The 25279-nt window shown below is 71.2% G+C and carries 25 protein-coding genes and 1 pseudogene; 13 read left to right on the forward strand and 13 right to left on the reverse strand.

Going from position 1 to position 25279, the window contains the following annotated elements:
- Window positions 1–8 precede the first annotated feature (8 nt).
- Window positions 9–206 (forward strand): hypothetical protein, encoded by a 198-nt coding sequence (locus IPQ09_02710; GenBank protein MBL0193134.1) that lies wholly within the window; start codon window positions 9–11, stop codon window positions 204–206.
- Between the two features lie 162 nt (window positions 207–368).
- Here IPQ09_02710 and IPQ09_02715 read toward each other — a convergent pair whose 3' ends face one another.
- Window positions 369–2018: a C1 family peptidase gene (locus IPQ09_02715; GenBank protein ID MBL0193135.1), complete on the reverse strand. Its 1650-nt coding sequence runs from the start codon at window positions 2016–2018 to the stop codon at window positions 369–371.
- Between the two features lie 136 nt (window positions 2019–2154).
- Here IPQ09_02715 and IPQ09_02720 point away from each other — a divergent pair, with 136 nt between their 5' ends.
- On the forward strand, window positions 2155–2376 hold the full coding sequence (locus tag IPQ09_02720; GenBank protein ID MBL0193136.1) for a hypothetical protein: 222 nt from the start codon (window positions 2155–2157) through the stop codon (window positions 2374–2376).
- A gap of 196 nt (window positions 2377–2572) precedes the next feature.
- Here the strand turns inward: IPQ09_02720 and IPQ09_02725 are convergent, their stop codons facing one another.
- Both IPQ09_02725 and IPQ09_02730 read right to left on the reverse strand, forming a co-directional pair.
- Window positions 2573–3931 carry a sigma-54-dependent Fis family transcriptional regulator gene (locus IPQ09_02725; protein MBL0193137.1) on the reverse strand — a complete coding sequence of 453 codons (1359 nt, stop codon included), beginning with the start codon at window positions 3929–3931 and terminating at the stop codon, window positions 2573–2575.
- On the reverse strand, window positions 3928–4353 hold the full coding sequence (locus IPQ09_02730; protein MBL0193138.1) for an ATP-binding protein: 426 nt from the start codon (window positions 4351–4353) through the stop codon (window positions 3928–3930). Before IPQ09_02730 ends, IPQ09_02725 begins: the two co-directional genes overlap by 4 nt.
- Before the next feature lie 121 nt (window positions 4354–4474).
- Between IPQ09_02730 and IPQ09_02735 the strand changes: the two genes are divergently transcribed.
- On the forward strand, window positions 4475–4705 hold the full coding sequence (locus tag IPQ09_02735; GenBank protein ID MBL0193139.1) for a hypothetical protein: 231 nt from the start codon (window positions 4475–4477) through the stop codon (window positions 4703–4705).
- 314 nt (window positions 4706–5019) lie between these two features.
- On the opposite strand, the gene IPQ09_02740 is transcribed toward IPQ09_02735, so the two are convergent.
- The 4 genes from IPQ09_02740 to IPQ09_02755 form a co-directional block, all read right to left on the reverse strand.
- Window positions 5020–7275 (reverse strand): hypothetical protein, encoded by a 2256-nt coding sequence (locus IPQ09_02740; protein MBL0193140.1) that lies wholly within the window; start codon window positions 7273–7275, stop codon window positions 5020–5022.
- A 237-nt stretch (window positions 7276–7512) separates the two neighbouring features.
- Window positions 7513–8712, reverse strand: coding sequence for a DUF1501 domain-containing protein (locus IPQ09_02745; protein ID MBL0193141.1), 1200 nt, complete (start codon window positions 8710–8712; stop codon window positions 7513–7515).
- A 13-nt stretch (window positions 8713–8725) separates the two neighbouring features.
- Window positions 8726–9430, reverse strand: a complete 705-nt coding sequence (locus IPQ09_02750; protein ID MBL0193142.1) for a hypothetical protein — start codon at window positions 9428–9430, stop codon at window positions 8726–8728.
- Between the two features lie 17 nt (window positions 9431–9447).
- Window positions 9448–10404 (reverse strand): hypothetical protein, encoded by a 957-nt coding sequence (locus tag IPQ09_02755; GenBank protein MBL0193143.1) that lies wholly within the window; start codon window positions 10402–10404, stop codon window positions 9448–9450.
- Window positions 10405–10664: 260 nt separating this feature from the next.
- Here IPQ09_02755 and IPQ09_02760 point away from each other — a divergent pair, with 260 nt between their 5' ends.
- Genes IPQ09_02760 through udk form a run of 3 tightly spaced genes read left to right on the forward strand, consistent with a single transcriptional unit; the run spans window position 10665 to window position 13263 of the window.
- A complete protein-coding gene (locus tag IPQ09_02760) occupies window positions 10665–11441 on the forward strand; it encodes a hypothetical protein (protein MBL0193144.1) in 777 nt (258 codons plus the stop codon).
- A gap of 25 nt (window positions 11442–11466) precedes the next feature.
- Window positions 11467–12591, forward strand: coding sequence for a pyridoxal-phosphate dependent enzyme (locus IPQ09_02765; protein MBL0193145.1), 1125 nt, complete (start codon window positions 11467–11469; stop codon window positions 12589–12591).
- A 39-nt stretch (window positions 12592–12630) separates the two neighbouring features.
- Window positions 12631–13263: a uridine kinase gene (gene udk, locus IPQ09_02770; protein MBL0193146.1), complete on the forward strand. Its 633-nt coding sequence runs from the start codon at window positions 12631–12633 to the stop codon at window positions 13261–13263.
- A 72-nt stretch (window positions 13264–13335) separates the two neighbouring features.
- On the opposite strand, the gene IPQ09_02775 is transcribed toward udk, so the two are convergent.
- A complete protein-coding gene (locus IPQ09_02775; protein MBL0193147.1) occupies window positions 13336–13860 on the reverse strand; it encodes a hypothetical protein in 525 nt (174 codons plus the stop codon).
- An 82-nt stretch (window positions 13861–13942) separates the two neighbouring features.
- Window positions 13943–15100: a TMEM43 family protein gene (locus IPQ09_02780; protein MBL0193148.1), complete on the reverse strand. Its 1158-nt coding sequence runs from the start codon at window positions 15098–15100 to the stop codon at window positions 13943–13945.
- 104 nt (window positions 15101–15204) lie between these two features.
- Here IPQ09_02780 and IPQ09_02785 point away from each other — a divergent pair, with 104 nt between their 5' ends.
- Window positions 15205–16512 (forward strand): choice-of-anchor L domain-containing protein, encoded by a 1308-nt coding sequence (locus IPQ09_02785; GenBank protein MBL0193149.1) that lies wholly within the window; start codon window positions 15205–15207, stop codon window positions 16510–16512.
- 160 nt (window positions 16513–16672) lie between these two features.
- Entirely contained in the window at window positions 16673–17041 is a 369-nt protein-coding gene (locus tag IPQ09_02790; GenBank protein MBL0193150.1) for a hypothetical protein, read from the forward strand.
- Window positions 17042–17192: 151 nt separating this feature from the next.
- Here IPQ09_02790 and IPQ09_02795 read toward each other — a convergent pair whose 3' ends face one another.
- Both IPQ09_02795 and IPQ09_02800 read right to left on the reverse strand, forming a co-directional pair.
- Entirely contained in the window at window positions 17193–17903 is a 711-nt protein-coding gene (locus IPQ09_02795; GenBank protein ID MBL0193151.1) for a hypothetical protein, read from the reverse strand.
- A gap of 55 nt (window positions 17904–17958) precedes the next feature.
- Window positions 17959–18537, reverse strand: a complete 579-nt coding sequence (locus tag IPQ09_02800) for a DUF1697 domain-containing protein (protein ID MBL0193152.1) — start codon at window positions 18535–18537, stop codon at window positions 17959–17961.
- Between the two features lie 66 nt (window positions 18538–18603).
- Here IPQ09_02800 and IPQ09_02805 point away from each other — a divergent pair, with 66 nt between their 5' ends.
- Entirely contained in the window at window positions 18604–19296 is a 693-nt protein-coding gene (locus IPQ09_02805) for a hypothetical protein (protein MBL0193153.1), read from the forward strand.
- Window positions 19297–19377: 81 nt separating this feature from the next.
- Here IPQ09_02805 and IPQ09_02810 read toward each other — a convergent pair whose 3' ends face one another.
- The gene (locus IPQ09_02810; protein ID MBL0193154.1) at window positions 19378–20304 is read right to left on the reverse strand and encodes a polyprenyl synthetase family protein; all 927 of its coding nucleotides are present in this window, start codon (window positions 20302–20304) and stop codon (window positions 19378–19380) included.
- Between the two features lie 57 nt (window positions 20305–20361).
- Here IPQ09_02810 and crtI point away from each other — a divergent pair, with 57 nt between their 5' ends.
- Genes crtI through IPQ09_02825 form a run of 3 tightly spaced genes read left to right on the forward strand, consistent with a single transcriptional unit; the run spans window position 20362 to window position 23989 of the window.
- Window positions 20362–21900 (forward strand): phytoene desaturase, encoded by a 1539-nt coding sequence (gene crtI / locus IPQ09_02815; protein MBL0193155.1) that lies wholly within the window; start codon window positions 20362–20364, stop codon window positions 21898–21900.
- Complete coding sequence (locus tag IPQ09_02820) at window positions 21825–22799, forward strand: carotenoid 1,2-hydratase (GenBank protein ID MBL0193156.1); 975 nt, start codon at window positions 21825–21827, stop codon at window positions 22797–22799. Before crtI ends, IPQ09_02820 begins: the two co-directional genes overlap by 76 nt.
- The gene (locus IPQ09_02825; protein ID MBL0193157.1) at window positions 22796–23989 is read left to right on the forward strand and encodes a glycosyltransferase; all 1194 of its coding nucleotides are present in this window, start codon (window positions 22796–22798) and stop codon (window positions 23987–23989) included. The genes IPQ09_02820 and IPQ09_02825 overlap by 4 nt, the downstream gene beginning before the upstream one ends.
- Before the next feature lie 23 nt (window positions 23990–24012).
- On the opposite strand, the gene IPQ09_02830 is transcribed toward IPQ09_02825, so the two are convergent.
- Window positions 24013–24756: a lysophospholipid acyltransferase family protein gene (locus tag IPQ09_02830; protein ID MBL0193158.1), complete on the reverse strand. Its 744-nt coding sequence runs from the start codon at window positions 24754–24756 to the stop codon at window positions 24013–24015.
- Between the two features lie 26 nt (window positions 24757–24782).
- On the opposite strand from IPQ09_02830, the pseudogene IPQ09_02835 reads away from it, so the two are divergent.
- Window positions 24783–25271: pseudogene (locus IPQ09_02835) on the forward strand (sterol desaturase family protein).
- Window positions 25272–25279 lie beyond the last annotated feature (8 nt).

Here is a 25279-nt window from a genome sequence, read left to right on the forward strand (position 1 = left end):
GATCGGTCGTGTGGCGCGGTGTTCCAGACGGGGCACGGAGGCAAGGGGGATACCAACCGTTCCTCGACGTCGGCGGAAAGTACTACGCAGTGCTCTCGACGCGCGAGGAGTCGGCTGGGGGTGGCGACGAGTACTCCCGCGAGGAGCTCGAGGTCACGACGCGCGTGCGACTCCTCACGCACGTCGCGATGACCGGCGCGAAGTGAGCTCTTGCACGCTCTCCGCCGCCCTTCGGTCTCGCGGGGCCCGTGGGCGTGGGCGCGGCGGCCCGCCGCGTCGTGGCCGGCTCCGGCCACCAGACGCCCATGAGGCCGACCCTCGACAATCCTTGAAGTCCCTGGAGGGGATCAGATGCGCTGCGGTGGCGCTCAGATTCCGTTCTTGCACATGCCGATGAGGGCGTCCCACTTGGCCTTCATCTCTTCGCGCACATTCGAGGCGTAGTTCTCGGGCCACCACATGCTGGTGCCTTCCGGGGGCGAGGCGGTCACCGGAGTTTGGCCAGAGATTCGTGAGTACGACACGCAAGCTGCGCCACCGACACATTGAAATCGGTAATACCCATTTCGTCTGCCGATCGACACGTTTCGGAGGTTGAGCGAAGCCTTCCACCGCGGTTCGGTGCTCTGCGTCTGATAGGTCTCGTTCTCGAACGAGCACCCCGCCACGCGCCATGGCGAGCCGGCCGGGCGCGACGTTCCCATCAGGTGGGCGGAGAGCCCTTGCGACGTCTGCATGCTAGCGGGGGGTGCCAAGGCCGACGGGCCCACGCCCGCGGGCGCGATGCTCGGAGCTGGACCCACGCCGGGGGTGAGCGGGATCGCCAATTGGGGATTGCCGCCTCCGGCCCCTACGCCCGCCGGCTTCACGTCGAGCAGCACCGTCGCATCAATCGCATAGGCGCGAAGGTAGTCGTACGTGACCTTCACGTAACCGCCGTTGCCCGCCCCCGTTCCCCAGCTATTTTTCAGCTCGAACGTGCCGCCGTTTCGACGGTCGTAGCCCACGATCACCATGGCGTGCCCCCCGTACGAGCCCATCGGGGCACCATCGTCGCCGAGGGATACGTCCACCACGTCACGAGAAGCGAGCGAGCCTGCGACACGGATGGCGATGATGACCTCTCGTCCCGAACCGACCCACGCTTCGATGAGGCGAGGGTTGTTCGCGACCATGCCGGCGTCGGTGGCGAGATCGGGGCGTCGAAGGCGGCGAACGAAGCGCCCGGGCACGGGGCCCCATCGCGCGTTCTGCGCGGCGCTGGGAGGGCGCGTCGTGGCGGGCATTTGGCTCTGGATGCCGCTCGCGGGGCACGCCATCTGTGTCGACGTGAGGTATGGCCACTCGCTCTCACGCGGGACTCCGCCGGAGGCCATGGCGTTCACGATGTGGAGCGTGTTCGAGCCGTTCATGCAGGGGTGACCACCGTGCGACGTGCTCGTTTGATACCAAATGTCTTGCTCGCTGAAGTCGACTGCGGGCACCATGCTCGGATAGGCCGCTTCGACCGCGGCGGTCACCGCGAACGCGACGCAGGTGCCGCGATCGCCCTGGTCTTTGACAGGCGTTTGGCGCCCTTTTACCGAATAGCTCAGCGGCGGTGCAACACCCGTCTGGCCATTCACGTACCCGTCGAAGCGCGCGATCGAATCCGGGATCTGCGCCGGTACGACCTCTCCCGGGACGGGCGCGTCCTCGTCGTCGAGCATCCGCGGACCGCCAGCGGTGACCATCATGGCGCGGCCCCGAGGCCCCGCCACGACCTGCGCGCGAAACGTCGCGAGCGGCACGGTGGCCTTTCCAGTACGAACGCGCTGCAGGAGCGCCCCCGTGACCGGCGCTTGGCGGAGCGCGACGCCGGGGAGCAGGAAGCGTGCGGGAGTCGGGGTTGGCGGGGCAGGCCGCGGTACGGGTGCCGGCGCGACGCCAGGGATCTGGGGCGCCGGAACCTGCGCGTAAGCGGCAGAGGCCACCGCGAGCCCTGCGAAGAGCAACGCGATCGCGCTCGGACGTTTCACCTTATGCATTCTACACCCACCCTCTCGTGAGACTCTTTGATCGGTCCCGAGCGCATCGAGCCGGCCTCCACGATTGGCGACGCGGGGCTGCCCCACGACGGCGCGCAACGGTTGACGCTCGCTAGCGTCCCACCAAATGGCTCTGAATGTCGACCTCTTGGGTGCGTTCGAGCGCTCTCGCGGGAGACGAGACCCCGCGAGCGCGGACGGCGTCCCCGAGCAGGGCGTGGTGACGCGCCGGCGCTACCGCTGCCGCTGGTGGAGCGACACCGTCCTCATCGTCAGGCCGCGGGGCCGGCCGTACAAGACCTTCCTCGATCGGGCCACGTCCGGGGACGCCGCGGACGACTTTTCGTGAACGCGCTGCCCGGCGTCGCCGAGCTCCGCGGGCTCGGCGCTTCCGCGGCGTACGGGTGGAGGCGGAGCGCCGTCACACGACGCACCTCGAAGGGCGCGGTGAGGACCCACTGCCTCATGGCGGTGTCGGGGAGGACGTGATCGCACTGGTGGCAGGTCGCGTCCCACATGCGCCAGAGTCGAACGCGAGCGAATACCTACTCAGAGCGACTACCGAAACTCCCAAAATGTCGCATTCGGTCGTATAGAAGCGCGCGACGAATGCCGAGGAGGCGCGCTGCGAGCGCTCGATTCCCCTTGGCGACCTCCAGCGCTCGCTCGATCAGCTTTCGCTCGAGCCGCTCGAGATTGGCGCGCAGGTCGAGGTCTTCCGGCGCCTGCGGAGGCAGCGCGCCGGGAACGGCAGGGGCAGGCGACGGCGACTCCTCCGGGAGACGGAGATCGTCCGCGTCGAGCACCTCGGAGGAGGCGAGCACTAGAGAGCTCTCCAAGACGTGCTTGAGCTGCCTGACGTTCCCGGGCCAGGAATAGGCGAGCAATCGGTCCATCGCGCTCTCCGACAGGGCTCTCCGTGGGCCGCTCCAGCGTCGTAGGAAAGAATCGACGAGCAGCGGCACGTCTTGGAGACGTTCGCGCAGAGGAGGGACGTGAATGGTGACCACCCCCAGCCGATAGTAGAGGTCTTCGCGCATGGTGCTGCCCTCGGACTTGGGCGCGACCGGCCTAGATGTCGCCGCGACGATCCGCGCGCGCGAGACAATCGATGTGGAGTCCCCCACTCGCTCGAAGCGGCCATCCTCCAGCACCCTGAGCAGCTTGGTCTGCAGCGACGGCGGAAGGTCTCCGATCTCGTCCAAGAAGAGTGTGCCTTCGGAGGCCAGCTCGAAGCGACCCGCGCGGCGCGTGCTCGCCCCGGTGAAGGCCCCTCGCTCGTGCCCGAAGAGCTCGCTCTCTACGAGGGAAGGCGGCAGCGCCGCGACGTTCACGGCGACGAACGCACCCGACCGCGAGCCGTGCTCGTGAATGGCCCTCGCGACCAGCTCCTTGCCAACGCCGCTCTCGCCCGTCACGAGAACCGGCGCATCGCCTCCCGCTGCCCGACCAATGGTCTTCCAAACCTCCAACATTCCCGGGCTCGAGCCGACGAAGGCGCTCTCCGACGTGGGCGCCTCGAGTTTCCTGCCCACGCGCGGAGCCCGCACCGCACGGGCGACCAGCGCGAGCAGCGCGTCCAGATCGAACGGCTTGGTCACGTAGTCGAACGCTCCGAGCTTCATCGCGCGGATCGTGCGATCGCTGTCGCCATAGGCTGTCGCGATGACCACGGGCAGCTGAGGAAACTCCGCGCGAAGGACCGCGAGCAGCTCGATGCCGTCCCCGTCCTTCAATCGTACGTCCAGGAACACGAGCTCCGGCTTGTCCGCGGCGATGCGCTCACGCGCGCCCGCGACTCCGGGGAGCGAGCTTGCGCCGTACCCTGCGTCCTCGAAGGCCGCTACCAGCGCCTCACGGATGGTCTGATCGTCATCGATTACCAGAATCTGTGGCGTGATCATGCCGAGTCCTCGGGAAGAGACAAGACGAAGCAGGCGCCGTCGACTCGACGCTCGAAGCGGAGATCCCCCCCGTGCGCGCGAGCGGTGGCCCTGGACAGCACGAGACCGAGGCCCGTCCCTTCGGCCTTCTGGGTGAAGAACGGCTCGAAGAGGCATGGCTCGGCCTGTTGGTCGACTCCCGGGCCCCAATCCCGGATCGACACGCGCGCTCCGGCGGAGCCCTGCTCCACCGCGACCTCGACACGGGCGCCCCGCGGGCTCGCTTCGACGGCGTTCCGCATCAAGTTCTCGAGAGCTCGCCCGATGTCGTCGGCGTTCACGACGGCTCGCCCCTGACCGGTCACGTCGAGGGTGACTCCAACCAAGCGCGCAGCAGGCCGCAAGAGCTCCGCGCGAGCTTCGGCGAGCGCGACCAGGTCCACGCCGGAACGCGAAGTGGGCTCCTTCTCTGCATTGAATACTCCTTCGTCGAGGCCAGAAGCAAGTCCCGAGCCGGAGCGACGGGCGCCGGGTTCCGGCCTCCAGAGTCGGAGGGGCGGCGCTATGGCTGTACGAAATGCGTACGGGGCTGTCCGCTCGTCGTACGCGAGGAGCGGACACTCGCCCCCGCTCGCGCTCATGCTCGCGCTCATGCTCGCGAGTCGGGAGGCGCGCGCGGCTCGCCCGATCGAGCTCACGGTGAGCGTGAACGACGACCTACCGGGCAGCGGCTACTCCGAGATCACGCCGGAAAACAGGGCGAGCCGCTACGTCGACTCCTGCCGCAGCACCTAGCCCCTCGCTCCCTTGTGGCGAAAGGCCGAGCCGCGCGACTTCTCGAAGGGATCACGCTTCCAGGAGACTAGCTAGTCCCCTGGAGTCGTGGTTCGTGTCAGAAGTCCGGTCTTCGGTGTCATCCCGAGGAGCGATGGGGTGCCCCGTTTTCGGCGGCGGCGGGCCCGTCCTCAACTCGGTCGTCGTTCCGCGCGGTGGAGGCGGCGCTTTGCGCTCAGGGGACAGTGGTTTCGGGTGTGACCGCGCGAGAACGCCGACCTTGTGGCGAAAGGCCGAGCCGGGCGACTTCTGGAAGGGATCACGCTTCCAGGGGACTAGGGATCGTACGCGCAGCGGAAGCCGGTCTTGCCGTATTGCGTGGGCAGGGTGAACTGGTTCGCGCTCGCGTAGCCCTCGCGGCGGAACGGTTGCACGTGATCGACCTCGAAGGTGTGGTGCCCCTCGTAGCTCCCGCCTTGCCACACGCTGCGGCCCATGCCGCTCGCGACGCGGAGGACGCCGTTCTCTGGGGCCCCGCCGTCCGGTGGGTTGTAGACGCACGACGCCGAGGTGACGTCGCCCGGGCCGCGGGGCCCGAAGTCACAGAAGATGCCAGTGCCGGGCTCGGCCTCGGTCATCTCCATGAGGTTCGCGCCGATGTCCATCCAGCCCTCGTCGGCGGCCGTGCGCAGCGAGGTGAGATCGAGCGGGAAGCGGCCTGGCGACGCGATGTACCCGGCGACATCCGCGCCGTTGCCATAGGCGTTCGTGCTGCCAGCGACGTGGCGATAGAAGTACTGGCCCTGATCCGGGACCTTGTTGGGGATGGCGTTCCCCCAGTTGACCGTCTGCTCGTAGTCCACGACTCCGCGGGTGGGGTAGCGGGTCTCGCCCCACGGGTAGCTCTGCGCCCCCCAGAGGGCCACGTACTCCGCCCGCGTCGGCAGGCGCCCGCCGTCCCACGCGCAGAACGCCGCGTAGATCCAGTTGGGCGCGCAGTTCATCGGCTTCTCGTCGTACTGGGCCTGCGTGAAGCGGCGCGCCGGGAAGCTCGCGCCATACAGGGCCTGGAGCGTCGCGCGCGGCTGCCAGTAGGTCGCGTGACCGTAAGCGTCGGGCCCGTTGTAGCAACCCTGCGCCATGCTCGGCGTGCGCTTGTCCATGACGCCCGCGCCGAGCTGGATCGCGAGGTTCATCGGGCCCGAGGTGGCCGCCGCCGGGAGCAGGTCTCGCACGTTCGTGGGCAGCTGGCGCTCGAGGCGCGCACCGATCGCCGTGGCCCCCGCGATCTCCGCCGCCGCCCAGGCGCGGAGGTTCGGCCCCACCGCGGTGATGAACTGGCGCACGCGGCCCGAGGTGACCTCGTACTTGCCGACGCGGATGCCCACACCAGGCACCGGGAGCGACCGGCAGCAGCTCTCGTGCACGCGCGCAGCCAGGTGAGACTCCTTGAGGCCGCAGGTGGTGATGCCCGACGTGGCCGCCGTCGCGCACGACTGGCCGCCGATGCACACGGCGCCGTAGCAGACGGACGAGGCGCAGTCGGAGTCCGCACCGCAAGCCAGCGCGTCGTCACACCGCGGCGCCGCCGTGCCGAGGTCCGGGTCGACGCTCCCGCCGCAGTCGATGTCGCTCTCGTCGCCGTCTTTCCGGCCGGCCTTCCGCGGCTCGCACACGAGGGCGGTGCAGAAGCCGCTGTCGCAGTCGCCGGCCACTTTGCACGCCTTCGCAGACACGCACTTCTTGGCGGGGTTGCCGAGGGTATCGGCCATCGTGCCGCCGCAGTCGATGTCGGTCTCGCCGAGCGAGGGGGAGAGCTTGCCGTCGACCCGGGTGGGGGCGCCGCACACTCCGGCCGCGCAGACGGCCGCCTCGCAGTCGGTCGCGTCGACGCAGCCGCCACCTTGCGGGCACACCGCCGTGGCCTTGTAGGAGCCGCCGCAGTCGACGCCGGTCTCGCCTGCGTTCCTGCGCCCGTCCCGGTGGGCCGCGTCGGTGACGGGGACACAGACGCGCGCCTCGCACACGTCGCTCGTGCAGTCGAGATCGGCCTGGCAGGGCGCGGCGTCGGCGCAGAGCGTGGGCAGCCCGACGCCGCAGGTCTTCGTCCCCGGAGGCGCGCACTTGTTCAGGAAGCAGACGCCGCTCGTGCACTCGGGGCCAGCCGCGCAGGTCGCGCCGTCGCACTTCTTGCACTTGGTTCCGCCGCAGTCGATGCCCTCTTCGTCGCCGTCGTTCTTGGCGTTCGTGCACGTGGCAGGGGCGCAGACGAGCGCGCTGCAGTTGCGGCTCACGCAGTCGCCGTCGACCTTGCACCCGAGACCGTCGGCGCACTTCTTCGCCTCGGCCGCGCCGCACTTGTCCGGCGCCGCGTCGGGCTTGGAGGCGTCGGGCGGCGTGGAGGTGTCCGCGCTCGCATCGACAGGGGGCGGGGTCGCGTCGGGCGAGGTCGAGGACGAGCTCGAAGACGACGGCACTGGAGCCGCATCGCTCACGGGGTCGACCGGAGGATCGGCGGGCGAGTCACCGCAGGCCACGAACAGGAACGCGCCGGCGAGGGCCACGAGCGTCAAGGAAACCGTGTTTCTCATTCGCGATCCTCGGGGGATGAGCGTGGTCAATGGCAGGCGGGTCAGACAGGCGGGAGACTTAGGCGTAGCAGCAGCGCCGCGCGATGACGATGGGAGATTCGTCGACGAGGGGGTCTTCCGCTCTCCCATGGCGCGAGCGGCGCGGCCAGCCCGCGCGGCGCCGTGCGGCGGCGAAACGCGAGCGGCCCCGCTCACCGAAAGGAGCAGGGCCGTCGAGGGTCGGAGGGAGCCGTTTTCTCAGCCGATGAGCGTCGCGTGCGCGTTGTTCGGGCCGAAGGGCGAGTTCTGCACCTTAAGCGCGGCGGCCAACATCTGGTAGAGGCCCTTTCCGCTCGGGAGGTTCGGGTTGAAGCCGACCGTGTTCGTCACCTTGCCGGTAGTGCCTGGCTTCGTGCGCGTACCGATGACCGTCGCGCACGCGCCGTTGGCGTGATCGCTGCCAGGCGCGCTGCGCGCGAAGTCGCCCATGATGCAGACGACGACGTTGCGATTGATGCCCTCGGTGTTGTTCACCCAGAGGCGGTCGAAGAACGTGATGAGCGGGGGGATGATGCGTGTATTCATCATGCCTCGCACCCTGCTGCCGTCGCGGTCGCCGTGCGTGTCCCAGCCTCCGTCCAACGCCATGACGACGTTCGTGCCCGAGCGGATCATGAGCTCGGCCGCGGCGATCTTCCCGGCGAAGCTGTTCACGGCCGTGCCGGTGACGCCGTAGGCAGGCAGGATGCGGTCGAACGCGTAGGGCGCGGGCGCCTTCTTCAGCGTGGCCGTGACCGTGTCGTAGCCGTCCTTCAGGTGCTCGAGGCCCTTCGGGCTGGCGCCGAGGCGCCCGGCGCTCATGGCCTGGGAGCCCTCGAGGGCGCGACCGGAGATCGCCCGGTCGGGGAGGGTGTCGTTGCCCTGGAGGGCCGCGATGGTGGAGCGCACGTCGGCGATGTTCTGGATCGACACGTTGCCGGAGGTGCCGGTCATGCCCTGAATGCTGCCGCCGCCGACGGTGGCGCACTTGATGCTCGCCTGGCCGCCCATCGCGGCCGCGAGCTGCACCGGGAAGCAGGCGCCGCCCTCGGTGATGCCGCCAGCCTGCGCGGCGCCGTGCGCGCTCTGCCGGTGGAACACGCCCACCGAGACGATCTTGTTGCGGGCCATCGGGGGGAGTCGCCCGAGGGAGGCGTCGACCACGGGGCCGCCGTTGGGGACCTGGAACGTGTTGCCGGCCGTGACGCCACCGAACGTGCCACCCATGAAGGAGTCGGCGCTCCCGAAGAGGGCGTTGTAGCCACCCTGAAGGTGAATCAGGAGAAGGTGGGGAGTGCCGTCGGCCACCTGGGCCGCCGCGTCTCCGATGAAGCCGGGCCCGGCGAGGCGAGTGCCCACCGCGGCGCCGGCGCCGATGCCAACGGCCTTGAGGAACGAACGTCGATTCAGCTTGCTCATGATTCGCTCCTGCTCAGTAGGTCAAGAAGCCCGCGGAAGAGAGGACGCTCGCGCACGCATACGCCCAGCGGCGGACCGGCGTGGTGGTGCGGGGGCCGGAGCTGATGGTCTCCGTGACCGAGTCGGTCACGGCGACCTTGGCGCAGGCGTCGATCTCGGCCGGCGTGGGGACGCGGCTCCAGAACTTTCGCTCCCAGGTGGCGCACTCGGTGGCGGCGGCGGCCTGGGTCGGCGCGGCCTCGTAGGTCGCGCCCTTGAGGTTGGACTCGCAGAGCCTGAACGCGACCTGGTAGGCCTCGAACAGGTTCACCGCGCTCGCCTTCGGCTCCGCGTAGAAGCGGTTCGGCGCCTGGCCGAACGTGGCGGCCGATCCCTGCAGGTCGGGCGCGGCCGGCAGGGCCATCACCCGCTTGTACTCGTCCGCGAGGGCCGAGTACGGCTTGAAGCGACCACGGTCGATGCCGGCGACGGCTTCGGCGCGCGTGCTGTGGAGGGCCACCCCGCCCAGACCGACGTACGAAGTCTGCGTCTCGCTGCAGGTCTTCTCGGGCGGGTTGTTCGGGTTGTTCGGGTTGTTCGGGTTGTTCGGGTTGTTCGGGTTGTTCGGGTTGTTCGGGTCGTTGGGATCGAGCCCGCCGGTGAGCTGATCGCCACCGCCAGAGCAGGCGGCGACTGCCGCGAGGACCGGAACCGCGAAAAAGAGCATCGATAGCTTCATGGTCACGCCCTCCTTTCTCACTGGCAGAAGCCGGGGTCTTTGGCGACGCTCGCCACGGCGCTTTGAATGGTGCCCTTGGCCTTGAACTCGGTCACGCAGGCGTCGAAGACCTTCGACTCACAGGCGTTCTCGGGGCGGCCGTAGAGGAAGTTGAACGCCAGCCGACAGGCGTTGAAGCCGAAGTTCGGCGACCCGACGAGCGCCTCGACGAGCTCCTTGTCGTTGGTCACGGTCTTGTCGGCGACCTGCTGCGGCCCGTCGGTCGGGGGCGTGAAGGTCGTGTTGTTGCCCTGGCGGACGACCTTGGTGAGCACGCGGGCGGCCTTGTCGAGCGCGTACCAGCTGTCGGCGTGGCAGCCCTTGCAGCCGGGGTTGGTGGTGCGGGTGCCGGCGCTCACGTCGACGCCGGGGGCGTTCGTGGAGGCCACCAACTCGAGCCCGACCGTGTTCTGCATGATGCGGTACGCCGTGACGATCTTGTAGCCCTCGAGCTCGTTGCCCGCGTAGCGGAGGAGCCACGGCTGCGAGCGGAAGTAGCCGAGGCCGTTCGGGTCGGCGGTGACCTGGACGTTGTTCCCCTGGGCGTCGCCGTCCACCTTGTACTGGCCGACGAAGAGGTCCGAGTAGGGCTTCTTGTTCTCGAGGACGTACTTCGCGAGGTGGTAGCTCGCGTCCTCCTTCGAGGTGGCCCCGGGGTCGTTGTTGAAGCTCGCGTTCAGGAAGCGCGAGAAGCGCTCGATGAACGCGGGGTCCGACACGAGCGTGTCGATCTGCCCCTGCGGGTTCGTGGCGAGCGCGGCCGAGGGGCTGCTCCCCAGGAGCGCGATCGACACTCGCGTCGCGCATCGCTCGTTCTTCGCCGCCGGATCTTCGTCCGCCGAGGCCTTCGTGCCGCTCCCCGCTACCACGGCGGCCGCGACGGCTGCTGGCAGGAGAAGAAGTGTCGCCCGACGTCCGAGGTTTGCCACGCTCATGGGTCCTCCTAAAAACTGGGAAGTAGATCCGACGTTCGGATTTGACTTCGTGGAGCATTAAGCATGCACCGTGCCACACGTAAGTATCGAATAGTACTACGCGGGAGGTGCGAAGAATTGGATCTTATGGGATCCATGTTGGGCCCCGTGAGAATCGGAGGAAAAGGGGGCGCATGTGCGCAAAACCTGCGGGACATGGGACCTCCGCCCGGCGCGCGACTGGCGCGCAGGGGCTCTTCCGCTATGCTACCCGCCCTCCGATGGCGTCCTCGTTCCCCACGCTGCGCCCCCCGCTCGCCGCGGTCCTCGCGCTCGTCGCGAGCCTCGCCCTCACGCTCTGGCCGGGCTCGGCGGCGGCGCGCGCCTCCGCGCCGGCCGTCGGCGAGCCCACACGCCTCGAGGTCCGCGGTCACCCGGACGCGTTCTATTACCGCGCGCGAGGCAAGGGCACGAAGCCCGTCATCCTCTACCTGCACGGGCGCAACGGCAACGCCGCGGAGGACTGCCGCAAGTGGGCGAAGGTGGCCACCCAGTTCGGCTGGGTGCTCTGCCCCCAGGCCCCCGGCGACTCGGGCGGTGGCGGTCGCACGTGGATGAACGACGCGCAGAGCGGCAAGGCCGTCATGGACGCGGCGCTCGCCTCGCTCCGCGCCAAGCACAAGGGCCGCGTGAACCGATACGGCAACATCCTCGTCGGGTTCAGCGAGGGGGCGTTCGTGGCCATGCAGGCCGGCCTCCTCGACCAGAAGACCTGGAGCAAGTGGCTCATCCTCGCGGCGAGCGACCGGTACTGGGTGACCGAGCCCGGCGCAGCGCTCACCGGAGGAACGGGCGGGGGGCACCTGCAGCGGGTCTACCTGCTCACGGGGGAGACCGACGCCGTCGCCCCGAACACGACGCGGGTCGGCGCGCTGCTCAAGAAGCACAAGGTGCCCGTCAGGGTGCGCATCGCGCCGGGCATGGGGCACGAGCTCGCGCGCGAGCAGATGATCACCACCTACCGGCGGCCGCTCTCGTGGCTCGCCCTCGGCCGATGACCGCGCGGCCGAGGCGGAGTCAGGCGTGAGCTCCGCCCCGCCGCACGCGGAGGCCGGGCGCTTCGTGGGCGGCCCCCGTGACTCGAGCTGCCCGTCCAGCCCATGGCTGCCGGAGCGCGAGCTCGTCGCCCTGGCCTCGGGGTTCGCCCGGGCGGAGGCCGCTCTCGGGCTCCGCGAGGTCAACCTGGCCCGGACGCCGTCGTTCGATCTCGTCGGAGCGCCTGGCGCGCCTCGCGTGCGCGTGCACCTCGCGCTCGAGTGCTTCCAGGTGACAGGGAGCTTCAAGGTGCGCGGCGCGCTGTTCGCCCTCCGCGAGGCGAGGCGGCGGACGCCGGGGCTCTCGCGGGTCGTCGCCGCGAGCGCAGGAAACCACGGCGCGGGGGTCGCGTTCGCTGCCAAGGCGCTGGGGCTCACGGCGACGCTGTTCGTGCCGCGAGGCGCGCCCGAGGCGAAGCTCGCGAAGATGCGCGCGTACGGCGCCGAGCCGCGCCTGGCCGACTCGATCCACTACGACGGCGCGGAGACCGAGGCCATGGCGTACGCTGCCGCCGAGGGCGTGCCCTTCGTCTCTCCCTACGACGACCCCGACGTGCTCGTGGGCAACGGCGCGTCGCTCGCGTTCGAGATCGCGCGCGCGCTCGGAGCTCCACCCGCGGCGGTCGTGGCGCCCATCGGCGGCGGGGGCCTCGCGACCGGCCTCGCCCTCGGGCTCGCCGTCGCCGCCGGGGTGCCCTACGGGGAGGGCCCGCCCGTCCTCGCCGCTCAGAGCGAGGCCTCCTGCGCGTTCGCGCTCTCGCTCGAGCGCGGCCGCGCGATCACGACCCTCGAGGGCCCGCCCACCCTCGCGGAGGGCCTCGAAGGCGGCATCTCCGAGCGCGGCTTCGCGCGCGCGCGGGCCGTGTGCGCCGGCGCGCTCGTCGTGAGCGAGGCGGCGATCGAGGCGGCGATGTATGCGCTCTACACGCATCTGGGGCTCGTGGTAGAGGGCTCCGCGGCGGTGGGCGTCGCGGCCCTCGCCACGCAGGCCGGACAGGCGGCGCTCGCGCGTGCCGGGGCCGGCTCCGACGCCGACGTCGTGGTCGTGGTGACCGGACGCAACGTGGACGCCGCCCGGGCCGCGAAGGTCGTCCTGCGGCAGCCCGTGCGCTGACATTGACCGGACGCCATCGGGGATGGGATAAGCCCCGCCATGAGCCAGAGCCCCGCCCCGAACGCCCCGCTCATCCTCGGCATCGCGGGAGGCTCGGGCTCCGGGAAGAGCACGATCGCGCGGGCCATCTTGGGGGCGTTGCCCGAGGGCGCGGGGGTCCTCCTCGAGCAGGACCACTACTACCATCCGCAAGCGCACCTGCCGCAGGAGGAGCGGGAGCGGGTGAACTACGACCACCCCGACGCCCTCGAGCTCGATCTCCTGGCGAGCCATGTGCGCGCGCTGAGAGAGGGCCGCGCGATCGAGCGCCCGAGCTACGACTTCACGACGCACGACCGCGCGAAGGAGACCACGCTCGTCCCGGCCGCGAAGGTGATCGTCGTCGAGGGCATCCTCGTGCTCTCCGACGAGCGGCTTCGGGCGCTCTTCGAGGTGAAGCTCTTCGTCGACACCGACGCCGACATCCGGCTCATGCGTCGGGTGCGGCGCGACCTCGAGCAGCGCGGCCGCACGTTCGCGTCGGTGCGCAAGCAGTACTACGACACCGTGCGCCCCATGCACCTCGCGTTCGTCGAACCGTCGAAGCGCTTCGCGGACATCATCATCCCCGAGGGCGGCCAGAACCGCGTGGCGCTCGACTTCCTCGTCGGCTTCATCCGCTCCCGCGCCTGACGGCGGACGAGCCGCGGCCAGGCCACCGTCCTCGGCTCCGCGTTCAGCGGTGCGGCTCCGATCGGCTCGCGACTACTTCTTGCCGGGCTTGGCGGAGCCCGAGGGCGCGGGCGCGGCGGGCTGCACGAGCTCGACCTCCCAGTCGAGCGGGGTGTCGTCGCCAGCCCACGGGGGGAAGACGAGCCCCGAGAACGCGTTCGAGATGCACCGCCCGGCGGGCTTGTCGGCGTGACTCGCGGGGACCGTGACCTCCTTGACGCGACCCGCGCGCCCGAGCACGAGGTGGATCGTGACCTTGCCCCACGGGCCGGTGGCCGCGCCCGATTCGTCGCGCGCGTCGCCGCACGAGTCCTTCACCGCGCGCGACGCGCGCTTCAGCGCCACCTCGGTGCCGTCCTTGTCGTAGGTGTTCTTGCTGGTCCCGGCAGGCGTCGCGGCAGGCGGTGGCGTCGCGGGGTCGTCGGTCTTGGGGGGCTCGTCCGTCTTCGGATCGCCGCCGGTCTCGGGCGGCTTCGGGGCGCCGCACGCGAACAGAGACGCAGCGACGACCAGCGCCGTCGGTGCCAAGAACCAACCGAGCAAGGAGCGCGTGTTCATGCGCGAAGTCTGCACCCGCCCAGGGCCCCACGTCAAAGGGGCGCGACGAACGGTGCGGGCAAAAATCAAGTAGCGCGCGGCGTCACGCCTTGCGCGAGCGCCGCTCGGCGACGCCCGCGAGCGCGAAGCAGCCGACGGCCGCGAGCAAGGCCGGCACACCCACGAGCGGGCGCATCGCGACCCACGTGCCACCGCCGACGCCCACCACGGCGCCAACGCCGAGCAGCCCGGAGATCAGCACCGCGGAGACGCGCGGGGCCCGCGTGAAGCGCGGCACGAACGGCCGCCGCGAAGCGAACGGCACGAGGAGGAGCGACAGCGCCACGATGGCCGCCAGCGCCGTGAGGCCTCGGAGGCCGAGCGTGAGGCGCGAGGTGTCCTCTTTCGCGACCGCGAACATGGCCTTGGCCTCCACGTCTCCGGAGGCGAGCAAGAACACGACCTCGTCGGCCTCGGGGTTCGGCTGATAGGCCACGAACGTGCCCCCCGACTGCCGCGCGACCAGGCTCACGGTCTGGGGCTTCACGATCTGATAGGAGATGCGCAGATCGCCCACCCTCGGGTCCTTGGGGTCCTTCCCGTAGAAGGCGGCCCCCTCGTGCTCGTGGAGCTGCGCGGCGTGCGGCGAGCGCGAGAGCATCTCCTGCGTGACCTTCGCGGGCTCGAACTTCGTGAGCTTCCGGAGCGCATCGCTCGGCAACACGAACGCCCCGAGGCGGGAGTCCTTCGCGACGAGCTCTTGCTCCGCGAACGCGGACTTCTCGGGGTTTTTGTGGGTGTCGGCCTCCTTGAACGACGACGAGTCCGCGGGCTTCTCCGTGAAGCGCTTCGTGTACACATAGGTCGTGACGGTCTCGTCCTCCCCCTTCTCGTTCTTGCGCTTGTCGTCGCGCTTCGACTCTTCCCACGCGTAGATCTCCACGTGCCTCACCAGGCGGAGCGCCTGCAGCTTCACGCCGAACGCCTCGTCCACGAGCTCCACGCCGCTCTGCGCCGCGCCGCGCACGTGCACGAGGGCGCCCTCGTGCGCCGGGTCGACGAGGTCGGCAGGCACCGTGACCACCGTGGCGGCGCCGCGATCCAACGAGACGTAGCGATCCACCCCGCGGCGCTCCACGAGGTGCGCCCCGGCGAGGCTCGCGACCAGCAGGAGCGCTCCCACGGCCGTCCGTCGCGGGGTGGCTTTCAAGGTGGCGACGACTCCGGACGGTCCGCCGGCTGCGGTGGGGCTCTCGGGCATGTCGTCATGATGGCACACGCCGGCGGCGACGACCCCACGCGCCGATTTCTCCGTCCGAGCCCTTCCCCGCGGCGCGCGGCGTGTCAGTATGCGCCCCAGAAGCCATGAAGAGCCCCGCCCCCCCCTCCGGTCATCGGTCTCGTTCGCCTCGTTCGCCTCGTTCGCCGGGTTGGTCGACCGACGCCTCGCTCGCAGCGCGGCTTCGCCCGGTCCGCCCCCTCGCGCTCGCGCCCCTCGCGGCGGCGCTCATCGCCGCGTGCGGCTCGACACCGCGTGACACCACCTTCACCGACGGCACGGACAGCGGCCCGGGCGTCGTGACGCCGGGCGACGGCGGCTCGCTCTTCGGCGACGCCGGCGGGGGGCCGGGCACGCCCGTGTGCGCGCCGAGCCCGGCGCACGCGGAGATCCCCGGCAACAACTGCGACGACGACGGCGACGGTCAGGTCGACAACCCACCCAGCTGCGACAAGGGCCTCGCGGTCGACGGCGACGCGGCGGCGTTCGCGAAGGCGATCGGCGTGTGCGACACCGTGTCCGCCAAGGGCTTCGGCCTCGTCGCTGCGACCTACTCGCGGGGCTACAAGCGCAACGACGCGCCCCAAGGCCCGCAGCACGGCATCCTCCCGAAGTACGGCAGCGTCCTCAAGCCCCGCGAGGGAGGGAGCTTGGGCGTCATCAGCACCGGCTATGCCCGCGAGTACAACGGCACGAACGGCACCCCGACGTTCCTCGAGGCGGAGGTCGACTGGTACAACTGGGGGCCCTACGATCTGCACCCCACAAAGGCCTCGAACGGCGCTGCGCCCCCCGGCTTCCCGAAGCCCGCCGCGGGCTGCCCCTCGAAGGCCACGCAGACCAACGACGTCATCGACGTGAAGCTCGTGCTCAAGGCGCCCGCGAACGCGAAGGGCATCGCGTTCGACTTCAACTTCTTCTCGTCCGAGTGGCCGGCGTTCGTGTGCTCGGACTTCAACGACTCGTTCATCGCCTACCTCACCGCGAAGGGCTTCAACGGCGGCGTCCCCGACAACATCTCCTTCGACGCGCAGAAGAACCCGGTCAGCGTGAACAACGGCTTCTTCGATCGCTGCACTCCGAACGTCGACACGGGCTGCGCCCCCGACGCCGTGCCGCGCACGTCGGTGTGCCCGGGTGGCCCGGCCGAGCTCGCCGGCACGGGGTTCGCGAAGGAGGACACCTGGTGTGCGCCCGTGAAGAGCAAGAAGAGCACCGCCGGCGGCGCCACCGGCTGGCTCACGTCCACCGCCCCCGTGGAGCCCGGCGAAGAGTTCACCCTCGAGTTCATCATCTGGGACACCGGCGACGGCGTGCTCGACTCCCTCACCCTCCTCGACAACTTCCGGTGGGTCGGCGGCGAGGTGAAGACCGAGACCGCGCGACCGCGCTGAGCTCGCCCGGCCTCTGAGCTCAGGGGCAGGGAAATCCATGGCCCCCCGCACGCGAAGCCCAACGGAGGTGGGCTCTGCGACGGCGCGCAGCACCAGGCCCGGCGCGGACGCGGCGGCGCCTTGAATCCGTCCGTCGGGGGGCTACCCTGGGAGGTCCCCTATGAGCCCGAGCTCGCAGAAGGCGCTGAAGTTCCTGGTGTTCGTCCTCGCGGCGTACCTCGTCTTCAAGATCGCGCCAGCCTACGTGTACGACTTTCAGATCCAGAACATGACCGAGAAGGTCGCGCAGTTCAAAGCGGACAAGGGGCTCAAAGAGGGCGTCATCCACGCCTATCTCTCCGACAGCATCCAGGGCGGCAAGCTCCCCATAACCGAGGCCGACTTCATCGTTCGGACCGACGGCCACACGGTGACGGTGCACGCAGACTGGCAATACCAGCCGGTGATTTTGCCGGCCACGCCGCTCTGGTCGGCGTGGGCGCCGGTGTTCGCGTTCCACGACGAGTCGTCCGCGCGCGTGAAGCGGTAGGCGCCAGGTCGACCGATGAGCCGCTTGCGCGCGGGCGATGGCGTCGGCCTCGTCGCCGCGCGCGGTGGCTCCATCGAGGTGTCCGTACTCGGTCCGCCGCGCCTGCGTTGGGGGCCTCAGGACGCGATGCCACGTCGCGGGCGCGCCGCGCTCACAGGGACGCGGCGACCGCGCGCAGGGAGGCGGCGGGATCGGCGGCGAGGACCTCGTGGTGCGACACGATCACGCGCCGCAAACCGGGCGTCGCGGCGAGCCGCTCGAGGTGCGCGCCGAGCGCGCGCTTGTCCTTCACGAGGAAGAGCCTGCCCACCCTGGAGACCCGCGGCCCTCCGCTCGAGGCCGTGACGTGGCGGAGCACGAACCCCTTCACGCCGGGCACGTGCGGCATGTTGAAGACCACGTCGTTCAGTACCAGCGTGACCTCGTCGCCCGAGCGCACGGTGAGCACGCCCTCTTGCCCACCGCAGCCGTCGAGCACCTCGTAGCCCGTCGACGCGTCGGCGACGAGGGCCTCGCTCGAGGCGGCGCGCGGCACGACGAGCTGCACCTTCCCGAGCGAGCCGTTGGGGGCGAAGAACTTCGCCTCGGGGTATCGCGCGGCGTAGGCCGGCGCGTCCATACGGTGAAACCCGTTGGGCACGATGACCGCGGTCACCTGACCACGCGCGTCGAGCGCGCGCATCGTCGTCTCGTCGAGGGCCATCGCGTTGTGCACGAGGAGCGAACCGTCGTCCCGGCGCGCGACGGTCATCACGCGCTTGAGCGGCATGTCGGGCAGCTCACCCTCGACGCGCCAGAGGTTCGGGGCGAGGGCCTCGAGGGGGCCATGCGGGAGCACGTTCCACGCGTCGCTTGCGGGCATGGCGGAACCTTGGGGCGTGTCGACGCGCGTGGCAAGCGCCGAGTCGACGCCCGCGTCAGCCCGCCGCCAGGGTCGCCTCGAGGGCGGCGGCGAGCGTGGCCATCTTTCGGACAGTGTTCATGTTTCTGCCCGTCGCGCGCCCCAGGAACGGCAGCCGCAGCTTCGAGGAGCCGAGGCCGTCCGGGTAGCGCACGAGCACCTCGCGGCCGGCGGCGCGGAGCTCCTCACGGCCGGGCGGTCGGATGGCCGCGAGCTCGGCCGGCGCGACGGGCGCGTCGAGGAAGTACGCGAGCACCCGGCTCGGATCGGCAGGTCCGATCCACGGGGCGTCGAGCAGCGCCTCGAGCTCGGGGCGCGTACGCAAGAAGACCTGCGCGCCCAAGCTCCCCGCGCCCATGTGCGCGGCGAGGGCCGCCTCGAGCCGCGCCTTCGCGGCGGCCGCCGGGATCGCCGTCGCGAACACCACGTTGCCGCTCTGGATGTAGGTCGTGACGCCGACGAAGCCCGCGTCGGTGCAGAGCCGTGTGAGGTCGGCCATCGGCAGCTTCCCGGTGCCTCCCACGTTGACGGCCCGAAGAAACGCGGCAAACACCGCGAGGTCCGAGCCACGAGGCGCCTTCGTCGTGCGAGCCACGGAGCGAAGCTAGCGCGCCGGCGGGCCCGCGTCTCACGCGTCCGCGGGTCTGCTACGCTACCCCGAATGTCGACCTACCGTGACGAGCTCGGCGCGGCGATGGCTCGCGCCACCCAGGCCGAGGCGCAGCTCGCCGCCGCCGAAGCGTCAGGCCGCGAGCGCCTACGCGCCGTCGAGCTCGAGCTGTCGTCGCTCCGCGACGCCGCCGACGCGAGGCGCTCCGAGAGGACGCGGCCCGTCCTCATCACGGCGCTCGCCGTGATGGCGCTCGCGCTGCTCCTGCTAGGCCGCGTGATCTTGCGGGGCCAGCAGCGACTGCAAGACGCCGAGGCGGCCGCCTTGCTGGAGGCCGAGGTCGCGCGGGCGCGCGAGGCGAGCATGATGGCGCGCGTGGCCGAAGCGCGCGCCGCCGGGCGCAAAGAGCTCGAGACGGAGCGCGACGCGCAGCTCCTTCGGAGCGCCTCCGGCCCTTCGGCGGACGACGTCGTGGTCAGCCCCGACTTCAACCGCCCCGCGATCGGCGTGGCCGTCATGCGCGCGCGCGCGGCCCTCGCGGAGTGCAGGGCGGGCGCGATGGGCCTGTCCGGCTCGGTGCTCGTGGTCTACGAGCCCTCGGGCCGGGCTACGCGCGTCACCGTGGAGTCGCCCGCGCTCCCGGCGGCCACCGCGGCGTGCGTCACGGAGCGGTTCCAGGCGCAGAGCGTGCCCGCGTTCCGGGGGACCCCGGTGACCGTGCGCGCCGCCTTCCGGATCCACTGACCCGCCTCACCGACAAGGTCCAAGGCCTCGCTTGAGGTCGAGGCCCATTCGCCGCGGCTCGTCCCACCGCGTTGGCGGCGCCTAGACGCCCCCGAGGCGCTCGCCGAACGCCGCGAGCCACGCGTGGACGTGCACCGCGCCCATGCACCTCGGCACCGCCAAGGCGGCCGCGTCGAGGTGCTCGCGCACCCGGCGGCGCGCGCCCTCGAGCCCGTTCGCCCGGACGACGCTGGGGCGCCCACGGGCCGCGTCTTGCCCGGTGGGCTTGCCGAGGCTCGCCTCGTCCCCGACCGCATCGCGTACGTCGTCGGCGGCCTGGTAGGCGAGGCCAACGAGCTCGCCGACCGCGCGCCAGGGCTCGGCCGAGGCGCCGGCCGCGATCGCGCCCATCGCCGCGGCCGCCTCGAAGAGCGACGCGGTCTTGGCGCGGTGGTACTCCTCGAGGGGTGGCGAGGGCTCCGACTCCCATGCCTGGCCCGCGAGGAGGCCGCGTGTCGTCCCCGCGGCCGTCGCGAGCGCGGCGAGCAGCCCGGGCAGCGCGGGGAGCGCCCCCGGAGCGTCGGCGATCGCAAGGCCCAGGGCCTCGAACGACTGCGCGATGAGCGCGTCGCCCGTGAGCACGGCGAGGGGCTCTCCGAAGCGCGCGTGCACACTCGGGAGACCTCTACGCGTCGGCGCGTCGTCGAAGCACGGGAGGTCGTCATGGACGAGCGACGCGGCATGGAGCAGCTCGACCGCGACGGCGGCCCCGGTGGCGACGCGCGGCCGCGCGTCCCCCTCGGCGAGGGCGACGACCAAGCACAGGGAAGGGCGCAGCCGTTGTCCACCGGGGAACAGCGCGTGGAGCTGAGCCGCGGCGAGCCGAGGGGGGCAGCCCGGGCCCACGCCGCGGGTCACGTGCGCTCGGAGCGCGCTCTCGATGCGCGCCTGGAGCCGAATTTGGAGGGGGGCCGCCGCGCCGGTCGGCGAGGTGGAGGGGTGAAGCTCGAGCCGCGGGGAGCAGGGCATGAACAAAACCTATCCCAACCATGGACAACCGCAAGCTACGATGTACAATGTTTGCACATGAAGTCGTCCACACAACGGGTTCTCGTAATTGGAGCTGGCGTAGGGGGCCTCGCCTGCGCCATCGACCTGGCCGCGTCCGGCCTCGCCGTGACCGTCCTCGACCGCGCTCCCGCGACCGGCGGCAAGCTCCGCACTGTCGAGGTCGGTGGGCTGCACGTCGATGCAGGGCCGACCGTGCTCACCATGCGGTGGGTGTTCGACGAGCTCTTCGCGGTGGCTGGCCGCCGCCTCGCGGACTCGGTGCGCCTCGAGGCGTCCGAAGTGCTCGCGCGGCACGCGTGGCCCGGCGGCGCGACGCTCGATCTGTTCGCCGACCCCGCGAGGTCGGCCGAAGCCATCGGGGCCCTGGCGGGCCCTGACGAGGCGCGGCGGTTCCTCGCGTTCTGCGACTACACCCGGCGCATCTACGAGACCGTCGAGGGCCCGTTCCTCCGATCGCAGCGCCCGACGTTCGCCGACCTCCTGAAGCAGAGCGGCACCCTCGGGCTCGGGGCGCTCTCGCGCATCGACGCGCACCGCACCATGGCGAAGGCGGTGGACTCCCACTTCCGCGACGCGCGCCTGCGGCAGCTCTTCTCGCGCTACGCCACCTACTGCGGCTCGTCGCCTTACGAGGCGCCCGCCACGCTCAACCTCATCGCCCACGTCGAGGCCGAGGGCGTGCACCGCGTGGTGGGCGGCATGGGGAAGCTCGCCGCGGCGCTCCGCAGCCTGGCGGAGGGCCTCGGCGTGGAGATCCGCTGCGGGGCCGAGGTGGCGAGCGTGCTCGTGAGCGGGGGCCGCGCCGAGGGCGTCGTGCTCGCGTCGGGCGAGCGCATCTACGCGCCCGCGGTCGTCGCGAACACCGACGTGGCCGCGCTGTCTTCCGGCCTCCTCGGGGAGGCTGCGAAGCGCTCGGTGAAGCGCGCCGACGTCGGGTCGCGTTCGCTCTCGGCGGTGACGCTCGCGCTCGCGGCGCGGCCCTCCGGCCTGCCGCTCGTCCACCACAACGTCTTCTTCTCGGACGACTACTCGGCGGAGTTCAAGGCGCTCGCGGCCGGTCGCGTGCCGGACGAGCCTACCGTTTACCTCTGCGCGCAGGACCGCGGCGACGACCCGCGCGCGGCGGGCGCCCCCGAGAGAATGCTGATCATTGTCAACGCACCTGCGACGGGCGACGAGCCCAACCGTTGGACCCACGAGGAGAGACAGCGATGCGAGAGAATCACGGCGGCGGCGATGGCGCGATGCGGAGTGACGCTCGAGGTGAGCGATCGAGCACTGACGACTCCGGTCGAGTGGAACAGGCTCTTCCCGGGCACGGGTGGGGCGCTCTACGGGGCGAGCGCGCGCGGGCCGCTCTCGTCGCTCTCCAGGGAGGGCGCGAAGACGCGACTGCCGGGGCTCTATCTCGCGGGCGGGAGCGTGCACCCTGGCCCGGGAGTCCCGATGGCGGCCTTGAGTGGGCGACTCGCAGCGGATTGCGTCAAGGCGGACCTCGCTTCGACCGCGCGATCGCGGCGGGCGGCTACCAGTGGCTCTATCTGGACGGCGTAAGCGAGGACGGCTCCACCGCGATCGTCATCATCGCGCTGCTCGGCAGCCCGTTCTCACCGCGCTATGCGCGCGAGCGGGCCGCGGGGGGCCCCGCGCGAGCCCTCGACTTCTGCGCGATGAACGTCGCCGTCTACGGCCCCCGCGGGCGGCTCTGGGCCCTCACCGAGCAGCGCATCGACGAGTCCGACCGCGAGGCGAACGCGCTCTCGCTGGGGCGAAGCTCGATGCGGTGGCAGCGCGACGAGGCCGGCGACCACCTCGTCGTCGACCTCGACGAGCTCAGCTCGCCGTTCCCGCGAAGGGTGCCTCAGCGAGTGAAGGGGCGAGTGACCTTCCGCCCGAGCGGCGTGGGGCAGGCTTCCTTCCCGCTCGACGAGGCGGGCCAGCACACCTGGTGGCCGGTCGCTCCGCTTGGCCGCATCGAGGTCGAGCTCAGCGAGCCCGGGCTCCGCTTCTCGGGTCATGGCTACCACGACGCGAACGCGGGCGACACGCCGCTCGAGAGCGCGTTCTCGCGCTGGTCGTGGTGCCGCGCTCGGATCGACGACGACCGCGCGGCGATCACGTACGACGTGGTCGATCGCCTCGGCCGGGAGCGTAGCCTCGCCCTCGAGGTGAGCCGCGGCGACGGGGGCGTCGCGAACGTCGTGCCGACGAAGGTCGTCTCGGCCGCGGCCCTCCCCTCCACTGGCTGGCGCCTCCCCCGAAGCGCGCGCACCGAGGGGGCCAGCCCGCGTGTGCACCGCGAGCTCGAGGACGGCCCGTTCTACGCCCGCACGTTGGTCGACACGCGGCTCGCCGGGCGTTCGGTCGTCGCGATGCACGAGACCATGTCGCTCGACCGCCTCGCGCAGAGCTGGGTCCGCTTCCTCCTCGGGTTCAAGATAGGCCGCGCATGAGCCACGACGCCTCCTCGTTCGCCCTCGCCTGGGCGCTCGCCTACGCGAGCTGCGCGCTCTGGGCGGTGATCCGCTCGTGGCGCGCCGGCGGGGCCTCGAGCCCGTCTCGGCCGAGCGAGGCGCAGAGCCCTGCGAGCGCGCTGCGCGTGCTGCTCCTGCGGCCATGCGCCGGGCTAGAGCCGGAGCTCGATCGGACGCTCGCGTCGACGGCCCGCGCCCGCCGCGCCTTCGCCATGGACGTGCGCTTCGCGGTGGAGTCCCAGCGGGACGCCGCGGCGCCCTCGGTCGACCGCGCGGTCGACGTCTTGGAGCGCGCGGGAGTACCCGCGTCCGCCGTGATGACGCACGCCCGCGCCGCGAACCGAAAGGCGGCGCAGCTCGCGAGGGCGCACGCCTCCGCCCCTAGGGGAGAAGAGCTCGTGGTGGTCGCCGACAGCGACGTCGACCTCGAGGACGCCCCCCTCGACGCGCTGGTCGGCGCTCTCTCCGACGACTCTATCGGCGCCGCCTGGGCCGCGCCCATCGAGATCCAGCCGACCACGGTGGCAGACCGCGCCTCCGCGGCCGTCCTCGACGCCTCTTTGCACGCTTTCCCGCTCCTCTCGGCGCTGGACCCGAGCGGCATGGTCGGAAAGCTGTTCGTCATCCGGACCGACGCGCTCGCGAAGGTGGGCGGCTTCGGCGCTCTCACGACGCACCTCGGCGAGGACATGGAGCTCGCGCGGCGCCTGCGCGAGGTGGGCCTCAAGACGACCGTGGCGCCGCTCGTGGCGCGCTCGCGCGCCCAGGGTCGCGCCTGGGGAGCCGTGATCGAACGCTATGCAAGGTGGATTCGTGTCGTCCGCGCGCAGCGGCCCCACTTGCTCCCGACCTACCCGCTGCTCCTCTGCGCCGCACCCCTCATCGTGACCGCGGCGCTCCTCGCAGCGCTCGCCGGCTCTGCCGGGAGCGGTCCCGGAGCGCTGACCGCGGCTGGTCTCACTGTGGTGGCCCGCGTCGCGACGGGTGCCCGCGCGAGGGCGCTCGGAGGCAGAACGTCCGGCGCGCGGGCGCTCGTCGTGGACGTAGTCCTCGCCGACGCTCTCCTCCTCGTCGCGTTCGCCCGCGCATGCCTCACGCGGCGCACGGTGTGGCGGGGCGTCCATCTGCTCCCCGAGGCCGGCGGTCGGTTCACCGAGGAGGCGCGATGACGCCCCGCGCGGCCGGAGCCGGCTCAGGCGCCGCGAGGGCGTGTGAGCCACGCGAGCGCGGCCTGAAGGAGCCCCATGACCCGACTTGGACGCACCTCGAAGATGGGCTCCCACTCGCTCCCCGCGCCACCGCAGAGGGCGGCGTCCAGCGCGTCGAGCTCCTCCGTCACCGCCGCCTCCTGCGCGAGCCTCGCGGCCTCCGCGTCACGCGAACCATCGCGCGCGAGCGGAGCCCCGAACGACACGTAGAGATCCGGCTCGGGCCGCGCGCCGTGCTCGTAGCGCAGCGCCACCGGCACCACCGCGGCGCGACGCGCCACCCGCGCAATCTCGGCCGTTCCACCGCGAAAGCCGAGGGGGCGCGCTGTCATGGGCCGCTCTCGCCCCTGCGCGAAGATCCACACGACGCGGCCCGGGCGATCGAGGAGCTTGGCCGCGTAGCGGATCGCGCGCGCGCCGTCCGCCGGCAGGTCGAGGTCCACACCGAAGGCCCCCACCAGGCCGAAGAACGGCAACCGCCTCAGGTTATTGGCGTCCATCATGGCGTAGGCGTCGACCCGCAGCACGCGCGTGGTGAGCACGAGGACGACGAGCGGGTCCCACCACGCCGTGTGGTTCGAGACGACCAGCACGGGACCTTGCGCCATGAGCGCACGCACGGGCTCGAGCCCGCGCACACGGAGCGCGCCGAAGCTCCGGCGCATGCGTCGCTCCGCGTCGCCCGAAAACCAGCGGGTGAAGAGCCTATTTTTCCGCGCAGGGATCACGCCACCGCTCCGCACAAGGAGGCCGTATGATCCTCGACACGTCGCTCGCACGCGGGCTCGTCTGGGTGCCCGTGGCGCTCGTCGTCGCCGTCGCCATGGACCTGTGGGCCGCGCTCCTTCACGGGCGGGTCTGGCACGGCGTTCTTTGGTCGGTTCACCGTTCGCACCACGCGCCGCAGGAACCCGGCGCGCCCGAGGCGCGGCTCGAGGCGAACGATGCCCTCTCGCTGCTTCACGCGCCGCTGGCGATCGCGCTCATCCTCGCGGGCTGCATGGCTGAAGCGAGCGTGGCACGCGAGCTCGCCTTCGGCACGGGCGTGGGCATGAGCACCTTCGGACTCGGCTACCTCGTCGTCCACGACGGGCTCTGCCACGGGCGCCTGCCGGTGGCGTTTCTTCTGCGCCTGCGGGTCTTCCGAGGGATCGTTCGGGCCCATCGCGTGCACCATACTGGCACCTCCGGAGGCGCTCCGTTCGGGTTCTTCTTCGGTGTCCGCGAGCTCGAGCGGAGGGCGCGGCGCAG

The organism is Myxococcales bacterium (assembly GCA_016720545.1).
GTDB lineage: Bacteria > Myxococcota_A > Polyangia > Polyangiales > Polyangiaceae > JAAFHV01.

What these genes read in the sequence shown, in the direction of transcription:
- IPQ09_02805 (MBL0193153.1), top strand. Translation starts at nt 18,604, where the DNA reads ATGTCGACCTACCGTGACGAGCTCGGCGCGGCGATGGCTCGCGCCACC.
- crtI (MBL0193155.1), top strand. Translation starts at nt 20,362, where the DNA reads ATGAAGTCGTCCACACAACGGGTTCTCGTAATTGGAGCTGGCGTAGGG.
- IPQ09_02740 (MBL0193140.1), bottom strand. Translation starts at nt 7,275, where the DNA reads ATGAGAAACACGGTTTCCTTGACGCTCGTGGCCCTCGCCGGCGCGTTC.
- udk (MBL0193146.1), top strand. Translation starts at nt 12,631, where the DNA reads ATGAGCCAGAGCCCCGCCCCGAACGCCCCGCTCATCCTCGGCATCGCG.
- IPQ09_02725 (MBL0193137.1), bottom strand. Translation starts at nt 3,931, where the DNA reads ATGATCACGCCACAGATTCTGGTAATCGATGACGATCAGACCATCCGT.
- IPQ09_02790 (MBL0193150.1), top strand. Translation starts at nt 16,673, where the DNA reads ATGAGCCCGAGCTCGCAGAAGGCGCTGAAGTTCCTGGTGTTCGTCCTC.
- IPQ09_02775 (MBL0193147.1), bottom strand. Translation starts at nt 13,860, where the DNA reads ATGAACACGCGCTCCTTGCTCGGTTGGTTCTTGGCACCGACGGCGCTG.
- IPQ09_02735 (MBL0193139.1), top strand. Translation starts at nt 4,475, where the DNA reads ATGGCTGTACGAAATGCGTACGGGGCTGTCCGCTCGTCGTACGCGAGG.
- IPQ09_02745 (MBL0193141.1), bottom strand. Translation starts at nt 8,712, where the DNA reads ATGAGCAAGCTGAATCGACGTTCGTTCCTCAAGGCCGTTGGCATCGGC.
- IPQ09_02755 (MBL0193143.1), bottom strand. Translation starts at nt 10,404, where the DNA reads ATGAGCGTGGCAAACCTCGGACGTCGGGCGACACTTCTTCTCCTGCCA.
- IPQ09_02750 (MBL0193142.1), bottom strand. Translation starts at nt 9,430, where the DNA reads ATGAAGCTATCGATGCTCTTTTTCGCGGTTCCGGTCCTCGCGGCAGTC.
- IPQ09_02810 (MBL0193154.1), bottom strand. Translation starts at nt 20,304, where the DNA reads ATGCCCTGCTCCCCGCGGCTCGAGCTTCACCCCTCCACCTCGCCGACC.
- IPQ09_02720 (MBL0193136.1), top strand. Translation starts at nt 2,155, where the DNA reads ATGGCTCTGAATGTCGACCTCTTGGGTGCGTTCGAGCGCTCTCGCGGG.
- IPQ09_02795 (MBL0193151.1), bottom strand. Translation starts at nt 17,903, where the DNA reads ATGCCCGCAAGCGACGCGTGGAACGTGCTCCCGCATGGCCCCCTCGAG.
- IPQ09_02785 (MBL0193149.1), top strand. Translation starts at nt 15,205, where the DNA reads ATGAAGAGCCCCGCCCCCCCCTCCGGTCATCGGTCTCGTTCGCCTCGT.
- IPQ09_02780 (MBL0193148.1), bottom strand. Translation starts at nt 15,100, where the DNA reads ATGCCCGAGAGCCCCACCGCAGCCGGCGGACCGTCCGGAGTCGTCGCC.
- IPQ09_02760 (MBL0193144.1), top strand. Translation starts at nt 10,665, where the DNA reads ATGGCGTCCTCGTTCCCCACGCTGCGCCCCCCGCTCGCCGCGGTCCTC.
- IPQ09_02825 (MBL0193157.1), top strand. Translation starts at nt 22,796, where the DNA reads ATGAGCCACGACGCCTCCTCGTTCGCCCTCGCCTGGGCGCTCGCCTAC.